Below are 15,929 nucleotides of genomic sequence, written 5' to 3'. Positions count from 1 at the left end.
GCGCAGGCGCCGGAGGCCGCCCGGACCGGAAGTACAGGCACCAGAAGTACAGGCAACAGGAGAGGCTCCCTTGGAGCTCAGCAGGCTCGGCAGACGAGCGTTCAGCGCCCTCGCGGGCACCACCGTCCTCGGTCTCGCGCTGGGCGGCAGCGTGAGCAGTCAGGCGCTGCCCGGCTCCGGCGGTCCCGGCCCCGTACCCACCGGGCCGCCCCCCGGGCCCCCCGACGCCGACGGGCTGCGCCACCGGGTCGCCCTGGACCGGTACTCCCTGCTGGTCGACGGCAGACGTCTGGCGCTGTGGTCCGGTGAGATGCACCCCTTCCGGCTGCCGAGCCCGTCCCTGTGGCGGGACGTGCTGCAGAAGATGCGCGCGTACGGCCACAACGCGGTCACCGTCCGTCTCGCCTGGAACCAGCACTCCCCCGCCCCCGGCGCGTACGACTTCACCGGCGTCCGCGACCTGGACCTCTTCCTGCGCACGGCCGCCGAGAGCCGGCTGTACGTCGTCCTCCACCCCGGCCCGTACATCGGCGCCGACGTCGACGCGGGCGGGCTCCCCGGCTGGCTGACGGCGGCCGAGGGCCGGGCCAGGACCACCGACCCGGCGTATCTGCGCCACGCCGACGAGTGGCTGACCCGCGTCAATGCCATCGCCGCCCGGCACCAGTTCACACGCGGCACCGGCACGGTGCTGCTCTACCGGGTCGACGCCCCGCGCCGCGCCGACCTGGCCCACCTGCACGAGAAGATCCGCGCCGACGGCATCGACGTACCACTGCTGCACGCCGACACCCCCCTCGCCTGGGGGGAGGGGGAGCGCACCCGGGACGCCGCCGAAGCCCGGCGGGTCCATTTCGCGCACCTCGCGGACGGCGTCACGCTGCACAACGTCCGTACGGCGTTCGGCGGCACCTCCTGGGGCTGGCTGCCCGCCCCGTCCCACCCCACGCCCACCTACGACCCCACCGCGCCGATCGACGAGGCCCGCAGGCCGACGGCCAAGCTCGCCCCGCTCCACCAGCTCGGGCACCTCCTGCGGCACGTCCCCGACTTCGCCCGGCTGGAGGAGGCGCCGGAGGTCAGGGCCGCGGACGCCCGGGTCCAGGTGCGGCACCTGACCAACCCGGACACCGGCACCCATGCCTACGTCCTGCGCAACGACTCCGCCACGGACGTCTCCTCGACGCTGCCGATGGGCGGCACCGACGTGGAGGTCACCGTCCCCGCCCGGGACGCCAAACTGCTCGCCACCGGGCTCCACCTGGGATCGGGGCGCAGGCTGGCGTACGCCACCGTGCAGCCCATGATGTCCCTGAGCGTGGGGCGGCTGGACATCGCCGCCTTCGTGGGCCGGGCCGGCGAGATGGCGCACGTGGTGCTGGACTGCCCCGACGAGCCGTGGCCGACCCGGCTGGACGAGGAGGCAGCCTGGGCGTACGACCACGGCAGACTGCACGTGACGGTGCCGCTCGCCGAGGACCGGCTCACCCGCGTCCGGATCCGCAGCGGCGAGTCCGAGCGCACCCTGCTGCTGCTCATCGCCGACGACGCCGCCTCCCTGCGGCTGTGGCCGTACGAGACCCCGTCGGGCCGGGTCCTCGTGCGCGGCCCGGAGCTGCTGCGCGACGTCGCCCTGGACGGCGCCACGATCCGGCTGACCGGTGACACCGTCGAGGAGCGCGAGCTGGAGGTGTGGGCGCCGCGCGGCATCACCCACGTCACCTGGAACGGCAAGGCGGTGCAGGCGTCCTTCGGCCGCGCCCAGAGCGTGATGACCGTCTGGCCGCTGCCCGGCGTGCCCGAAGTGGAACTCCCCGCGCCGGCCGGCTGGCGGCGCCGCACCGAGAACCCGGAGTCCCGGCCCGACTACGGCGACTCGGGGTGGACGGTCGCCGACCGGCGGACGACCACCGGCGCGACCCCCGTGCCCGACGGGCAGCCCGTCCTCTTCGCCGACGACTACGGCTACCACTACGGCGACGTCTGGTACCGGGGCCGGCTCACCGGCGCGGCGGGCCTGGAGTCCGTGTCCCTGACCTACGGCACGGGCGCGCGGGGGCTGCTGATGGCCTGGCTGGACGGGGAGCCGCTGGGCACGCAACAGATGGGCCGCGAGGACGAGGACGAGGACGACAGCAGGGGGACCTGGACGGCCACGCCCGTCTTCCGGCTGCCTCAGGCGCTGCGCGACGCGCTGCGGGAGCGGACCGAACCCGGGAACCCCTCCGTCCTGTCCGTCCTGGTCCGGCGCACGCAGCACAGCCAGGACGCGTACAAGGCGGCCCGCGGGCTGACCTCGGTCGCCTTCGAGGGCGCCTCGCCGGACGTGCGCTGGCGGATCCGGGGAGCGGCCGCGCCGGACCCGGTGCGGGGCCCGCTCAACAACGGCGGGCTGTACGGGGAGCGGCACGGCTGGCATCTGCCCGGTTACGAGGACAGCGGCTGGGAGACTGTTTCCCAGGCGGACTTCCCCCGCGAGGACCGGCGCCAGGGCGTGACCTGGTACCGGACCACCTTCCGGCTGGACGTCCCGCCGGACGTCGACGCCTCGGTCGGCCTCCTCCTCGGCGACGACACGGACCGCGACTGTCGCGTCCAGGTCTTCCTGAACGGCTGGAACATGGGCGAGTACGTGAGCGGCGGCGCCGGCGCGCCCCACACCTTCGTCCTGCCGAACGGCATCCTGCGCACCCGCGCCGCCGCCAACACCCTGGCCCTCGCGGTCCTGTCCGGCGGCGACACGGCGTCGGGGCCCGGGACGGTACGGCTGAAGCTGCTGGGCAGCGCGGCCGGAGGAGTGCCGGTCGACCCGGTCCCCTCCCCCGGCCGGCGCCGCACCTGACCCGGCCGGCGCCGCCGCGCACCCGAGCCCGCCTCAGCGCAGCCGGATCACGTTCCAGGACAGCGGCTCCAGGACGGCGCTCAGCCCGCCGTCCCTCAGGGCCGTGCCCTCGACCGGGTGCGGGACGACCCGCTCGGGCTCGGCGAGCGTGTTGCGGGCGTCCGGGTCGGCGTCCGCGAGGGCGCTGTGCTCGACGACCTCGGTCAGGTCCAGGCCGTTCAGGGCGACGTCGAGCGGCAGCGACTCGGTGCGGGAGCGGTTGACGGCGAAGACGGTGACCGAGCCGTCCTCGGCGCGCACGGCGGTGGCGTGCAGCAGGTCGGCCTCGCCGTACTTCTTCGTCTCGTACGTCGGGGAGTCCACCCGGACGTCGAGGACCTCGCCGCGGCCGTACTTCGAGGCCTGGGCGAAGGGGAAGAACGTCGTCTGGCGCCAGGCCGGGCCGCCCGGCTCGGTCATGATCGGCGCGATGACGTTGACGAGCTGGGCGAGGCAGGCGACGGTGACGCGGTCGGCGTGCCGCAGCAGGGCGATCAGGAGCGAGCCGAAGACGACCGCGTCGGTGACGCTGTAGTTGTCCTCCAGCAGGCGCGGGGCCTCGGGCCAGTCCAGGGCGCTGACCTCGGCGTCGGTCCGGGACAGGTACCAGACGTTCCACTCGTCGAAGGAGAGGTTGATCCTCTTCTTGGACTTGAGGCGGGCGCCGATGTGGTCGCAGGTGGCGACGACGTTCTCGATGAACGACTCCATGTCCACGGCGGAGGCGAGGAAGGAGTCGACGTCGCCGTCGAGCGGCTCGTAGTAGGCGTGCAGGGAGATGTAGTCGACCAGGTCGTACGTCTCCTTGAGGACCGTCGCCTCCCATTCGGCGAAGGTCTCCATGGACTGGCCGGACGATCCGCAGGCGACGAGTTCGAGGCCCGGGTCGATCTGGCGCATGGCGCGGGCGGTCTCGGCGGCGACGCGGCCGTACTCCTCGGCGGTCTTGTGGCCGGTCTGCCAGGGGCCGTCCATCTCGTTGCCGAGGCACCAGAGCCTGATGCCGAAGGGGTCCTTGTCGCCGTGCTCGGCGCGCAGGTCCGAAAGCGCCGTGCCGGAGGGGTGGTTGGCGTACTCCTGGAGTTCGAGGGCCTCGGCGACGCCGCGGGTGCCGAGGTTGACCGCCATCATCGGTTCGGCCTGGGGGCCGATCTTCTTGAGGAAGGCGATGTACTCGGAGAGGCCGAAGCGGTTGGTCTCCGTGGAGCGCCAGGCCAGGTCGAGGCGGCGCGGGCGGTCCTCGACGGGGCCGACCGAGTCCTCCCACTTGTAGCCGGAGACGAAGTTGCCGCCGGGGTAGCGGATGGCGGTGACGCCGAGTTCGCGGACGAGCTCGAGGACGTCCTGGCGCAGGCCCGCCTCGTCGGCGGTGGGGTGGTCCGGCTCGAAGACGCCGGTGTACACGCAGCGGCCGAGGTGTTCCACGAAGGAGCCGAAGAGACGGGGGTTGACGTCGCCGACGGTGAAGGCGGGGTCGAGGGTGAAGCGGGCGGTGCGCATCTTTTCCTTTCGAGGGGGCTCGGTGTGTCACTGACCGGCGAGGCCCGTGTGGGCCACACCCGCCACGATCTGGCGCTGGAAGAAGACGAAGACGATGATCAGCGGCAGTCCGGCCATGAGGCCGCCGGCCATGAGCTGGGCCCACTGGATGCCGTAGGAGTTCATGACGGTCGCGATGCCGTTCGGCATGGTCATCAGGTCGGGGTTGTTGGTGACCATGTAGGGCCACAGGAAGTTGTTCCACGAGCTGATGAAGGTGAAGATGCCGACCGCCGCGAGCGAGGGGCGCGACAGCGGCACGATGATCGTGAAGAAGACGCGCCAGCGGCCCGCGCCGTCGATGAAGGCGGCCTCCTCCAGTTCGCGCGGGATGCCCTGGAAGAACTTGTAGAGGATGTAGACCATCGCGGCGGGCGCGCACTGCGGCAGGATCATGCCCCAGTACGTGTCGACCATCCCCATCTGCTGGACGGTCGTGAAGAGCGGGACGCCGAGCACGGCCGGGGAGATCATGAGGCCGGCCATCACCACGCCCATGAGGACGCCCTTGCCCCGGAACTCGGTGCGGGCGAAGCCGTATCCGGCCAGTGCGCTCACCAGCAGCACGATCGTGGTCACGCACACCGACACGACCAGGGAGTTGACGAACCAGTTGGTGACGTTGCCGTTCTCGAACATGGCCGACCAGGCCTGGCCGGTCCAGTCCTTCGGCAGCCAGTGCGGCGGCACCTCGACGGCCTCGGTCTCCGACTTCAGGGAGGTGAACAGCGCCCAGGCCAGCGGCGCGAGGAACACCACGGAGACGGCCGTGCCGAGGAGGGTGAGCACGATCTGGCCGGGCGTCCAGGGCCTGCGGGGCTTGGTCCGTATCTGCGCTGCGGCGGTGGTCATCGGCCGCCCTCCTCACGGTTGCGCAGCAGCCACATCCGCGCGAGGGCGACGGCCGCGATGATCACGAAGAAGATGATGGAGATCGCGGAGGCGTAGCCCACGCGGTAGGTGGTGAAGCCCTGTTCGAGGGTGTACTGCACGAAGGTCCGGGTGGATTCCTCCGGTCCCGGCCCGAAGTCCTGCATCACGACGGCCTGGTCGAAGACCTGGAGCGAGGCGAGGATCTGCAGGGCGATGACGAGGCCGGTGATGTTGCGCAGCATCGGCAGGGTGATGTGGAGCATGCGGTGCCAGGCGTTGGCCCCGTCGAGCTTGGCGGCCTCGTAGAGGTGGGCGGGGATGCCCTGGAGTGCGGCGAGGTAGAGCAGGAAGCTGAAGCCGACCGTCCACCACAGGGTGGTGATGACGACCGCGAGCATCGCGTACGACTTGTCGCTCAGCCAGGGCGTCTCGATGCCGAAGACGTGGTTGATCATGCCCGTGCCGGGGTTGAACAGCCACTGCCACAGGTTGGCGGCGACGGTGGACGGCAGCAGGAACGGCAGGAAGAAGCAGAGCCGCCACAGCCACTTGCCGCGCTCGATGTGGTGGGCGAGCATCGCCAGGAAGAAGGCGAGGACGGTGATGCAGGGCACGACGAGCAGCGTGAAGTACGCGCTGTGGCCGAGCGAGTCCCACATCAGGGGGTCCTGGAGGGCCTCGCGGTAGTTGTCGAGGCCGACGAAGCTCGCGCCCTCGCCGGAGATGTTGGCGTCGGTGAAGCTGAGGTAGAGGCCGCGCAGCAGCGGCCAGACGATGAAGACCGCGAACAGGGCGAGGAAGGGGGCGACGAACCAGCCGCCGTGCTGGAAGCCCTGCCTGCGCCGGACGGTGGCGCTGTCCGCGGCGGTCTTCGCGCGCGCCGGGCGGATGATCGTTTCAGCGCTGGTCGTCGTCATGCGACCGCACCTCCCTGTGCGGCGGTGCGGCCGTCCATCGGGTTCTTCATGGCGAGCAGTTCGGTGAGCACGCCCTTCATCCGGCGGGCGACGGCCGCCGGCCCCGCGGATCCGGCGGTCGAACTCATCACGACGGGCCCGAGACGCTGGGCGAGCAGTCCGGTCGAGCCCGCGAACCACACCTTCGGCTCGGTGGCCTGGTGGTCCATGGCGGAGACGTACTCGCTCTGCGGCTGGAGCTTTTGGTACGCGGCCGAGGACAGGGTCGGCGTGTACGCGGGGATGTGTCCGCCGCCGGCCCACTGCTGGGCGTGCCGCACGACGTAGGCGGCGAGCCGGTGGGCGGCGTCGTTGGTGGCGCCGCCGCGGCCGGACTGGTGCGGCAGGACGAAGGCGTGGGACTCGGCGTGGGTGGCCTGTGTGCCGAAGACGGGCGGCAGCGGGGTGGCGCCGTAGTCCAGCTCGGCGGTGTCGAAGACCGGCACCGACCAGTTGCCCTCCCAGGTGAAGGGGGCGCCGTTGACGAACTGTTCGGCGTCGGCGGCCCCGGAGATGGAGTAGCCGTCGGTGATGTGCCGGCGCAGGAACTCCAGGACCTCGGTGGCCTTGCCGGTGTCGAAGGTGACCTCGGTGTTGGCCGCGTCGAACCAGGTGCCGCCGAGCTGGGTGTAGAAGGCGACGAACATCCACCACTGGACGTTGAGGTCGTTGACGTGCAGGCCGAGGGTCTGCAGTCCCTTCTTGGTGGCCTTCTTGGCCTCCTTCAGGACGTCGAACCACTCCTCGGTGGAGGTCACCGGGACCATCCGGCCGTCGCTCCCGAGCAGCCCCGCCTTCTTCAGCACGTCCTTGCGGTAGAAGCAGAGCTGGACGTGGATGTCGAGCGGGAGGGCGTAGAGCTTGCCGTCGATGACGGCGCGCTTCCACAGCTCGGGGTTGAAGTCCTTCTCCTGGACGCCGTACTTGGCGAGGAGGCCGACGTCCCACGGGTCCAGGAGGCGGCCGGGCGAGAAGCCGGTGACGCGGCCCAGGTGCATGACGCCGAGGTCCGGCGCGCGGTTGCCGGCCGCCGCCATGGCGAGCTTGGTGTAGAAGGGGCTGCCCCACTGGAGGGTGGAGTCCTTCACGTCGATGCCGGGGTTGTCCCTACGGAAGGAGTCCAGCATCGCGATCATGTTGTAGCCGTCGCCGCCACTGAAGAGGTTCCAGTAGCGCACGCGGGTGTCCGCTCCGGAGGCGAGTGCGTCGGCGCCGGTTCCGAGCGCCGCGAAGCCGAAGCTTCCGGCGACCGTCAACCCGCCCAGTCCGGCGAGTAGTTGCCTGCGGTTCAGGCCAGGTCGTCCCATGCCCTGCCCTTACTGTTCGATATTTCGGCTGCTGCCCGTAACTTCGAACGGGACGGTAGGTTCGAAGCGCTTCGACGTCAATGGTTTGCGCAGGACTTTCGAGCGGCTGTGAGCGTCGCCGTGCTCGTTTCCCGGGGAACCCACGTCACGACCGCACGCGGAACTGGCCCGGACGGCACCCGTCTTGGCATATTGCACGGGTGACCGAACGACACCCCGGGAAGCAGGGAGACAGCGGTGCGTACCAGGAAGGAGATGCGTCGTCTCGCTGACGCCCTCATCGACCCCATCCGGGTGCCGGTCCCGGCCGATCCCGAGGTCCTGTTCGAGGCGCTCGTCGCCTCCGTCAGCGCGTGGCGGGGCCGCGACGTCGTCGTCCACCGGGCCGCGTTCCCGCCGCACACCGCGAGCGGACTGTGGCTGGAGCGCGAGAGCCACGACGACGTGGTGGTGGACGAACGGGCCGCCGTGTGGCACCAGATCGTGATCCTCTGCCACGAGGTGTGGCACATGAACCGCCGCCGGGCGGAGGCCGACACCGCGGTCGACACCGCGGTCGACACCGCGGCCGCCGGCGGTCGGCCCCGGCCCGTCGCCGCGCGCACCGACTTCTCCCTGGCCGAGGAGCAGGAGGCGGACCGCTTCGGCATGCTGATGGGCCGCAGGCTGCGCACCTGGCTGGAGGCGTCCACCGACTCGGTGTTCGCCGCGCGGGGCGGCGATCCGGACGACCCGCAGGACCTCGCCGGACGCATCGGGGCCGCGCTCAACTACCGCGGGACGAAGCGGTGAACGGCCTGATCAACTACGTCAGCTGCGGGGTGCTGTGGCTCGGCCTGGTGGTGAAGGCCCCCGACCTGCTGCGGCACCGCCGCGATCCGTATCTGCGGGCCATCTGCGCGGTGCTGGGACTGGCCGGGCTCTGCTTCCTGCTCGGGGCGCCGCCGACGGTCGGCGCCGTCAACCGGCTGAGCGGGGTGCCGAACCTCGCCGCCCCGCTCACCTACGCGGCGATCACCGGGTACTGCGCCGCCTCCCAGCTCCTCGTCGTCCACTGGCGCGGAGGACCCCGGGTGCGCCGCACGGCCCGCCGCTGGACGCTCGCCTACGCCGTCGTGCTCGTCGGCATCGCGGTGACCTTCGCCCTGGGCGACGCGCCCGTGGAGCGCCGCACCGACCTGGACACCTACTACGCGACGACCCCGTTCCTCGCCCAGATGATCGTGCTCTACCTGGTCGCGCACCTCACCGCGGCGACCGTCACCACCGTCTCGGCGCTGCGCTGGGCGCGCCGGGTGCGGGGCGGGCTGCGGGCGGCGCTGACGCTGATCGGGGCCGGTTCGCTGTGCGGCGCCGGTTACAGCGTGGCCAAGCTGGTCGCGGTGGGCGCCCGCTGGTCCGGGCGCGACTGGTCGGCGCTCGGCACCACCCTCTCCCCGGCCGCCGCCGGCCTCGGCGCCCTGCTGACGGTCGTCGGAGTGCTGGTCCCGCTGGTGGCGCCCCGGGCGACCGAGTGGCGGCGGGCCCGGCGGACGTACGCCCGGCTCGCACCCCTGGAGCGGGCACTGGACGACCTGCTCACCCGCCGGGCGCTGCGGCTGCCCCGGCCCCGGTTCGCCTCCCCCACCACCCGGCTGATGTGGCGCCAGACCAGCATCCACAACGCGCTGAGCCACCTGGACGCCTACTTCGACCGGGAGGTGTACGACCGGACCCGTGCCGATGTGCTGGCCGCCACGGGCGAGCCGGAGCCGGCCGAGGCCGCCGCCTGGGCTGCGGTGATCACCGCCGCGGTACGGCACGAGGCGGCCGGACGGGGGCAGTACGCGCCGCCCGACGGCACCGGCCGCCTCCGCGACCGGGTGCCGGGCCCGGCCGTCCTCGGCCGGATCGCGGACGTGCTGGCCGGAGCCGCACCGGTGCCGGCCGGACCGTCGGCCGCCGCCGTGCCGAGCGGAACGACGAAGGCGGGGGCGGCGTGAACCGGGCCCCGGGCGGAAGGAGCCGGCCGGTATGAGTCTCGTCGTGTACCTGGCGGCCTGCGTGTTCGGGCTGACCTCCGTCCTGCTGCTGCGCCGCCCGCGCACGGCCCTGCGCAACCCGTTGACCCTGTCCACCTGCGCGGCGGTCGCCCTCGGCGCGCTGGTCTTCGTCTGCGCCGCCCCGGCCTCCCTCGCCACCGTCAACGAGCTCACCGGCGTCCCCAACTTCGGGGCACCGCTGACCTACGGCATGCTCTCCGCGTACAGCTGCGCCGTGCTCGTACTGCTGATCAACTGGCGGGGCGGGCCTCGCGAGCGGGTGCGGCGCATGGTGCTGCGCAGCATCGCCGCCTACGGTCTGCTGGTCGCCGCCATCGTCGTGCTCTTCACCCTCGCCGACGCGGACACCGAGCGGCTGACCGACCTCGACACGTACTACGCCGCCACACCGTTCATGCGGGAGATGATCCTGCTGTACCTGCTCGGGCACAGCGCGGCGATGCTGGCGATGTGCGTCGTCTGCCTCAAGTGGGGCCGCGAGGTGCGCGGGCTGCTGCGGACCGGGCTGCGGCTGATCCTGCTGGGGGCGCTGCTGGACGTGCTGGGGTTCCAGCTGACCAAGTACACGGCGGTCGTGGCGCGTTGGACCGGTCACGACCTCGACTTCCTGTCCACCACCGTCGCCCCGCCGATGGCCTCGCTGGCCGCGCTGCTGTGCTCGGCCGGGTTCGTGCTGCCGAGACTGCTGCCGCCCGTGCTCGCCCACTGGCGGGGGCTGGGCGACTACCGGCGACTGGAGCCGCTGTGGTCGCTGGTGCGGTCGGTGTCCACCGCCCCCGAGCCGCCGACCGCCTGGTGGCAGCTCCCCCAGGCCCGGCTCCAGTGGCGTGAGGTGTCCATCCACGACGGGCTGCTCACGCTGGCGCCGTACTTCGACCACCGGGTCCGTGAGCGGGTGCGGGACTCCGCCCTGCGCGCGGGCCGCTCCCCCCACCAGGCCCGGCTGGCGGCGGAGGCCGCCATGCTCACCGACGCCGCGCGCCGGGCCGCCGCCCGCGAGGAACCACCCGGGACCACCGGTACGTACCGTCTGCACGCCACCGAGGTCTCCGGCCCGGGCGGGCTGGTCGAGCTGGCGCAGGCGCTGAACCGTCCGCCCGCCCAGGCCGCCGCGCCCGACGGCACGGCACCGTCCTCCCTGTCCGGACCCCTGGCCGAGCCCGAGGAGCCCCATGTCGCGTAGAGCTGTCGTCGTCGGAGCCGGCCTGGCCGGCATGCTGGCCGCGGCCGTACTGTCCACCGCCGGAGTGGACGAGGTGGTCGTCCTGGACCGGGACGAGCTGCCCGACGGGCCGGAGCACCGCCGGGGACTGCCGCAGGGGCGGCACGCGCATCTGCTCATGGCCGGCGGGCTGGCCGCGATGGAGGAGCTGGTGCCGGGTGTGAGCCTGCGGGGGCGGCTGCTCGCCGCCGGGGCCCACGAGGTGTCCCTCAGCTCGGGCATGCTGGCCCGCACGTCGGAGGGCTGGCTGCGGCGGTGGCGGCGCGCGGGGCCCGCCATGCTCACGTGCAGCCGGGCCCTGCTGGACTGGACGGTACGGGCCGCGGTCCTCGAGCAGTGCCCGGTGGTGGTCCGCAGGGCCGCGGTGGTGGGGCTGACGGGGTCCGCCGATCGCGTACGTGGGGTGCGCGTCGCGGACGCCGACGGGGACACGGAGCTCGACGCGGACTTCGTCGTCGACGCGAGCGGGCGCGGTACCCGGGTCGTCACCTGGCTCGACGGGCTCGGGCTGGCCGGGGTCCGGGAGCACACCGTGGACTGCGGGCTGGTCAACGCGACGCGCATCTACCGGGTGCCGGAGGGTGCGGAGCGGTTCCCGCTGACGATCGTGCAGGCCGATCCGTACGTGTCCCGGCCGGGGCGGAGCGCGATGGTCCTGCCGATCGAGGGCGACCGGTGGATGGTGAGCTGCGGCGGCACGCGGGGCGGTGAGCCGCCGGCGGATCCGGAGGGTTTCCTGCGGTACACGCTCGAACTGCCCGACCCCGTCGTGGGCCGCCTGATCTCCGGCGCCGAGCCGCTGACCGACGTGCACCTGAGCCGGTCCACCAGCAATGTCCGCCGGTACCTGGAGAGGTCCGCCCGGTGGCCCGACGGTCTCGTCGTCCTGGGGGACGCGCTGGGCACCTTCAACCCGGCCTACGGGCAGGGCATGTCGGTGGCCGCGTTCGGCGCGCGGGTCCTCGGCCGGGAGCTCGCGCGGGCCGGCGCCCTCGACGCGCCCGGTCTCGCCCGGCGGGTGCTGCGGGGCGCGGCCCGCTCGGTGGACGCGGCGTGGGCCACGGCCGTCGGCCAGGACGTCCTCTACCCCGGGGTGCGCGGCGGAGGACGGCCGGGCGTCACCGACCGCGTCCTGACGGCGTACACGCGCCGCATGACGAAGGCGGCCACGGGCTCCTACGCGGCGGCCTCGGCCATCTGGGACGTCACCAGCATGCGCACACCCCCGACCCGCATGTTCCACCCCACCGCACTCCTGGCCGCCCTCGCCGGCCCCCCGCTGCCGCAGCTCGGCGGCCCGCCGCTGACGCCGGGTGAGCGGAACGTGCTCCAGCGGCTGGACCGCACCGGAAGGTGAGCGGGCGGACGCACCCCCACGTCCGCCCCGGACCCGGTGGCCCCGCGCTCAGCCCGCGAACGCCGGTTGGGGCAGCCCCCGGCCCGCGTCCGGGACCACCAGGAGCGAGCCCGCCAGGGGGTGGGGGGCCGTCAGGCCCACCCGGGCCGTGGTGACGTACAGGTCGGTCAGGTCGGGGCCCCCGAAGGCGCAGGCCGTCACGCGGGGGACCGGCAGGTCGACCACCCGGTCCAGCCGGCCGTCCGGGGTGTAGCGGCGTACCGCTCCGCCGTCCCACAGGGCGACCCACACACAGCCGTCGGCGTCCACGGTGAGCCCGTCGGGGAAGCCGGCGCCGTCCTCGACGGTGGCGAGCGGGCGCCGGTTGTCGACGGAGCCGTCACCGGTGTCGAAGACGTCGATCCGGCGGGTCGGGGAGTCGATGTAGTACATCAGCCGGCCGTCGGGGCTCCAGCCGGTGCCGTTGCTCACCGCCACGTCGTCGAGGACGGTCTCGACCGTGCCGTCCCCGGTGACCCGGGACAGCGTGCCGCCGCCGGGTGCCTCGTCGTAGCGCATGGTGCCGGCCCACAGGCTGCCGTCGGGGGCGACGGCGGCGTCGTTGGCGCGGCGGCCCGGCACGGGTTCCCGGTGCAGCCAGCGGAAGGAGTCGTCGGGGTCCAGGAGGCCGATGCCGTCGCGCAGGTTGAGGACCAGGCCGCCGCCGGCGCGGGGCTTGACCGCGCCCACGTGCTGCTCGGTCGTGCGCACCGTCCGGCGTCCGGAGCCGGGATCGTAGGTGTGCACCCGGCTGCCGAGGATGTCGAGCCAGAGCAGCCGGCCCGCCCGCGCGTCCCAGGTCGGCCCCTCGCCGAGGCTCGCCTCGGCCCGTACCGCCACCTCGTACGTCATGCCGCGCTCCGGTGGCCGAGCCGCTCGGAGAGGTCGGCGGCGCCCTTCGCGGCGAGCTGCTCCAGCTCGTCACGGCGCTCCTCGCTCCAGCGGATCATGGGCACGGAGATCGACAGCGCGGCGACGACCCGCCCGGTGCGGTCGCGGACCGGGGCGGCCACGCAGGACACGTCCGGGTTGGACTCGCGGTTCTCCACCGCGATGCCGCGCTCGCGGATCCGCGCCAGGGTCTCGCGCAGCGCGGCCGGGTCGGTGATGCTGTTCGGGGTCATCGCGGCCAGCTCGACGCCGTCGGGGAAGCGGGCGGCGACCTCCGGCTCGGGAAGGGAGGCGAGCAGCATCTTGCCGACGGACGTGCAGTGGGCGGGCAGCCTGCGGCCGGCCGCCGACACCATGCGCACCGCGTGCGTGGAGTCGACCTTGGCGATGTAGATGACGTCCGTGTCCTCGAGGATCGCCACGTGCACGGTCTCGTCGCAGGTCTCGGCGACGGTCCGGGCGACCTGCTGGCCCTCGGCGGCGAGGTCGAGGTGCTCGGCGTAGCGGGCGCCGAGCTGGTACGGACGCACGCCGAGCCGGTACCGTCCGGGCTGCCCGGCCACGGGGACGATGTACTTCCGGGCGGAGAGCGTGGTCACCAGCTCGTGCACGGTGGTGCGCGGCAGCTGGAGCCGGCGCACGATGTCGGGGGCGGAGAGCGTGCCGTCCCCGTCGAGGAAGAGCTCGAGTATGTCGAGAGCCCGGGTCACGGCTGGTACGAGACGTCCCATGTCCGGCCCCCTCCCTAGGTGTCTCAGGCGCCTGCGACGAGAATCCCGCGTTGTTCGAGATTTCAACAGGCGATCGGAATGGCGAACACAGGCTACTCATATCGCGTTTGCCGGGGCAATGGGCAGGCGCCCCCGGCTCCGTCGTCCCCTCTCGGACCCCGCCGTCCCCTCTGGGCCCTCGGCCCGCCCTTGGGCCACGATGTCCGTATGTCCACCGGAAAGCAGCCCGCCGGCCCCTTCACCCCGCTCGACTTCCAGCTGGTGCTGCTGCGCCGCATGGCCGACCACAACCGTTCCTATTCAGTGAGCAGGAGTGAGTCTTGGACCCATTCCCATTCACTGCGGGCACCCCGAACGGTGTTGGGTGTCCTGGTCGCCCGCGTTCGCTCCGCGTCCGGCGACACGGATCGTGTCCGTGGTCCGGGAACGCGGGGGCGGGGTCCCTCACGCCCCGGAATCTCCGGTGGGGCCTGGACGGTCCGATGCCCGCATCCATCGCTCTGGTGGGTGCGGGGCGGTGCCGTCCGACGCCGGACCGGGATTCCCTGGGCGCGTCGCCCGATCGCGATGCTCGCCGCATCGTGACGGGTGGTCTTACGGGTGGTGCTGGTGAGCGGCTTCTGCCAGTGCTGGGCGCCCCACTTGCTGGTGTAGGCCGGATCCACGGCGATGACCGTGATCCCCGTCTGGTCGGCCATCGAAACGAGGCGGGCGCGGAGGCGGCCGGTGGGCATGCCGGAGACCAACTGCCGAAAGCGTTTCCTGCCGCCGTGCTTCTCGCGGGTCTTCTCGGCCGTGAAGTCCAGGTCTTCGACAGCGATGGCCTTCACCCCGCAGGTCCGTGCCCAGTTGAGGAGCCGGGTCAGGGCGTGGCGGATCTGGGCGTCGCGGTGTTCGGCGGTGCCGGTCAGGTCGTAGGAGAAGCGGCGTGGGTGTCCGGTGGGGTTGCCGTGGGTGTCGAGGCGCCAGGCGGCGAGGTGGTCGGCGTTCATATCGACCCCGATCACCCCCTCGGTCAGCGCCGCGGCCAGCGGGATCGTGCGGGTGATGGGCTTCTGCCAGGAGGCGGTCACATACCAGCGGTCACGGCTCACGTCGTGGTGGATGCGGTAGGCGACGGCCCGGTTCGCGGCGACGCGGTCGGCCCAATCCTGCCCGCGGTACGCGAACCGGATTCGGCCAGTGAGGACGTACCGGCCGTGTGAGGCGTTGGCCAGCTCCCTGAGCGGAGCGGGGAGTCTGATGCTGACCTCGCCGTCGGGGCTGACGCGGATGGTCTCGTTCCCGAACCGTTTCCCGCTCTCCCCGTCCGCCTGCAGAAACCACCGTGCCGCTTCCCAGCGCGCACGCCACTGGGATTCGGTAAGCCGGGCGTCGGCCAGGTGGTGCCGCACCCGGGCCAGGCGCTTGCCGCCCCGTACCAGGTGAACTGCACCACTTGCCCAGTCGGCGCGTGCGCGCTCCAGTCGGGCCTCCAAGAGATGCAGTCGGCGGGTCTTGGCATGCCACTCCCGCCGACTGCGACAACCACCCGGGACCTTCCTCGAACCCTTCGACCCGACCGGCAGCGACAGTCGCTGCCGCAGCGTCCGCACACCTGCCTCCAGAGACTGGATGTACGCCCGGGCACAGCGGCGGGCCAGCGCCCACTGATCATGCGACGCTTTCGTGATCGCACCCGCCCACCGGGCCGACGACACCGGGGTCAGCTCCCGCTTGCGTAGCGCCCATGCCCCGGCATCATGCTCCAGGCCGTCACGACAACGCGCCTTCAAGTCACGCGAGGCCAGCGTGCCCAGATGCGCGCCCACCCGCCGCAGCACCTCCACATCGGTGGGGGTGAGCTGCTTGAGGCGGGTACGAACCGCGACCCCCGAAGGGCCCAGTGCGACGAACGGCGCCGCAACCTGCCGCAGTCCACCCACCCCCGCACCCCCCGACCAGCCGTGAACACCACTCACCACAACCAACGACCACACCCGACAGAGGTCACGTCTTCGACCAACGAACTTCCGTTCCTTCCCCGGTATCACAGATACAGACCCCCTCGCCCCCTGCACTCACTCCCGCACGTCGGAACGCACTCGCACT

The 15,929-nt window shown here is 72.5% G+C and carries 12 protein-coding genes; 5 read left to right on the top strand and 7 right to left on the bottom strand.

What is annotated here, in order from left to right:
• The first annotated feature begins 70 nt into the window (after nucleotides 1–70).
• Nucleotides 71–2,842: a beta-galactosidase gene (locus tag ACIGO6_RS02940; protein ID WP_399870386.1), complete on the top strand. Its 2,772-nt coding sequence runs from the start codon at nucleotides 71–73 to the stop codon at nucleotides 2,840–2,842.
• A gap of 33 nt (nucleotides 2,843–2,875) precedes the next feature.
• Here ACIGO6_RS02940 and ACIGO6_RS02935 read toward each other — a convergent pair whose 3' ends face one another.
• From ACIGO6_RS02935 to ACIGO6_RS02920, 4 genes are read right to left on the bottom strand one after another with little or no spacing between them, the layout of a single operon-like run.
• Nucleotides 2,876–4,381: an alpha-N-arabinofuranosidase gene (locus ACIGO6_RS02935; RefSeq protein WP_399870383.1), complete on the bottom strand. Its 1,506-nt coding sequence runs from the start codon at nucleotides 4,379–4,381 to the stop codon at nucleotides 2,876–2,878.
• A 27-nt stretch (nucleotides 4,382–4,408) separates the two neighbouring features.
• Nucleotides 4,409–5,272 carry a carbohydrate ABC transporter permease gene (locus ACIGO6_RS02930; protein WP_399870380.1) on the bottom strand — a complete coding sequence of 288 codons (864 nt, stop codon included), beginning with the start codon at nucleotides 5,270–5,272 and terminating at the stop codon, nucleotides 4,409–4,411.
• The gene (locus ACIGO6_RS02925) at nucleotides 5,269–6,210 is read right to left on the bottom strand and encodes a carbohydrate ABC transporter permease (RefSeq protein ID WP_399870377.1); all 942 of its coding nucleotides are present in this window, start codon (nucleotides 6,208–6,210) and stop codon (nucleotides 5,269–5,271) included. Before ACIGO6_RS02925 ends, ACIGO6_RS02930 begins: the two co-directional genes overlap by 4 nt.
• Entirely contained in the window at nucleotides 6,207–7,556 is a 1,350-nt protein-coding gene (locus ACIGO6_RS02920; RefSeq protein WP_399870374.1) for an extracellular solute-binding protein, read from the bottom strand. The genes ACIGO6_RS02925 and ACIGO6_RS02920 overlap by 4 nt, the downstream gene beginning before the upstream one ends.
• Before the next feature lie 237 nt (nucleotides 7,557–7,793).
• Between ACIGO6_RS02920 and ACIGO6_RS02915 the strand changes: the two genes are divergently transcribed.
• The 4 genes from ACIGO6_RS02915 to ACIGO6_RS02900 are packed head-to-tail and all read left to right on the top strand — an operon-like array spanning nucleotide 7,794 to nucleotide 12,177.
• A complete protein-coding gene (locus tag ACIGO6_RS02915) occupies nucleotides 7,794–8,348 on the top strand; it encodes a toxin (protein ID WP_399870371.1) in 555 nt (184 codons plus the stop codon).
• Nucleotides 8,345–9,538 carry an MAB_1171c family putative transporter gene (locus ACIGO6_RS02910; RefSeq protein WP_399870369.1) on the top strand — a complete coding sequence of 398 codons (1,194 nt, stop codon included), beginning with the start codon at nucleotides 8,345–8,347 and terminating at the stop codon, nucleotides 9,536–9,538. The genes ACIGO6_RS02915 and ACIGO6_RS02910 overlap by 4 nt, the downstream gene beginning before the upstream one ends.
• A 31-nt stretch (nucleotides 9,539–9,569) precedes the next feature.
• A complete protein-coding gene (locus ACIGO6_RS02905; protein ID WP_399870367.1) occupies nucleotides 9,570–10,781 on the top strand; it encodes an MAB_1171c family putative transporter in 1,212 nt (403 codons plus the stop codon).
• Nucleotides 10,771–12,177, top strand: a complete 1,407-nt coding sequence (locus ACIGO6_RS02900) for an FAD-dependent monooxygenase (protein WP_399870364.1) — start codon at nucleotides 10,771–10,773, stop codon at nucleotides 12,175–12,177. Before ACIGO6_RS02905 ends, ACIGO6_RS02900 begins: the two co-directional genes overlap by 11 nt.
• Before the next feature lie 48 nt (nucleotides 12,178–12,225).
• Here ACIGO6_RS02900 and ACIGO6_RS02895 read toward each other — a convergent pair whose 3' ends face one another.
• From ACIGO6_RS02895 to ACIGO6_RS02885, 3 genes are all read right to left on the bottom strand, one after another.
• Nucleotides 12,226–13,068: an SMP-30/gluconolactonase/LRE family protein gene (locus tag ACIGO6_RS02895; protein ID WP_399870361.1), complete on the bottom strand. Its 843-nt coding sequence runs from the start codon at nucleotides 13,066–13,068 to the stop codon at nucleotides 12,226–12,228.
• Complete coding sequence (locus ACIGO6_RS02890) at nucleotides 13,065–13,838, bottom strand: IclR family transcriptional regulator (protein WP_399870358.1); 774 nt, start codon at nucleotides 13,836–13,838, stop codon at nucleotides 13,065–13,067. Before ACIGO6_RS02890 ends, ACIGO6_RS02895 begins: the two co-directional genes overlap by 4 nt.
• A 296-nt stretch (nucleotides 13,839–14,134) precedes the next feature.
• Nucleotides 14,135–15,763, bottom strand: a complete 1,629-nt coding sequence (locus ACIGO6_RS02885) for an IS200/IS605 family accessory protein TnpB-related protein (protein ID WP_399870355.1) — start codon at nucleotides 15,761–15,763, stop codon at nucleotides 14,135–14,137.
• Nucleotides 15,764–15,929 lie beyond the last annotated feature (166 nt).

This window comes from Streptomyces sp. NPDC053750, assembly GCF_044544295.1.
GTDB lineage: Bacteria > Actinomycetota > Actinomycetes > Streptomycetales > Streptomycetaceae > Streptomyces.
This window is presented reverse-complemented; position numbering and strand designations above follow the sequence as displayed.

What these genes read in the sequence shown, in the direction of transcription:
- ACIGO6_RS02930 (WP_399870380.1), bottom strand. Translation starts at nt 5,272, where the DNA reads ATGACCACCGCCGCAGCGCAGATACGGACCAAGCCCCGCAGGCCCTGG.
- ACIGO6_RS02935 (WP_399870383.1), bottom strand. Translation starts at nt 4,381, where the DNA reads ATGCGCACCGCCCGCTTCACCCTCGACCCCGCCTTCACCGTCGGCGAC.
- ACIGO6_RS02925 (WP_399870377.1), bottom strand. Translation starts at nt 6,210, where the DNA reads ATGACGACGACCAGCGCTGAAACGATCATCCGCCCGGCGCGCGCGAAG.
- ACIGO6_RS02895 (WP_399870361.1), bottom strand. Translation starts at nt 13,068, where the DNA reads ATGACGTACGAGGTGGCGGTACGGGCCGAGGCGAGCCTCGGCGAGGGG.
- ACIGO6_RS02900 (WP_399870364.1), top strand. Translation starts at nt 10,771, where the DNA reads ATGTCGCGTAGAGCTGTCGTCGTCGGAGCCGGCCTGGCCGGCATGCTG.
- ACIGO6_RS02920 (WP_399870374.1), bottom strand. Translation starts at nt 7,556, where the DNA reads ATGGGACGACCTGGCCTGAACCGCAGGCAACTACTCGCCGGACTGGGC.
- ACIGO6_RS02905 (WP_399870367.1), top strand. Translation starts at nt 9,570, where the DNA reads ATGAGTCTCGTCGTGTACCTGGCGGCCTGCGTGTTCGGGCTGACCTCC.
- ACIGO6_RS02890 (WP_399870358.1), bottom strand. Translation starts at nt 13,838, where the DNA reads ATGGGACGTCTCGTACCAGCCGTGACCCGGGCTCTCGACATACTCGAG.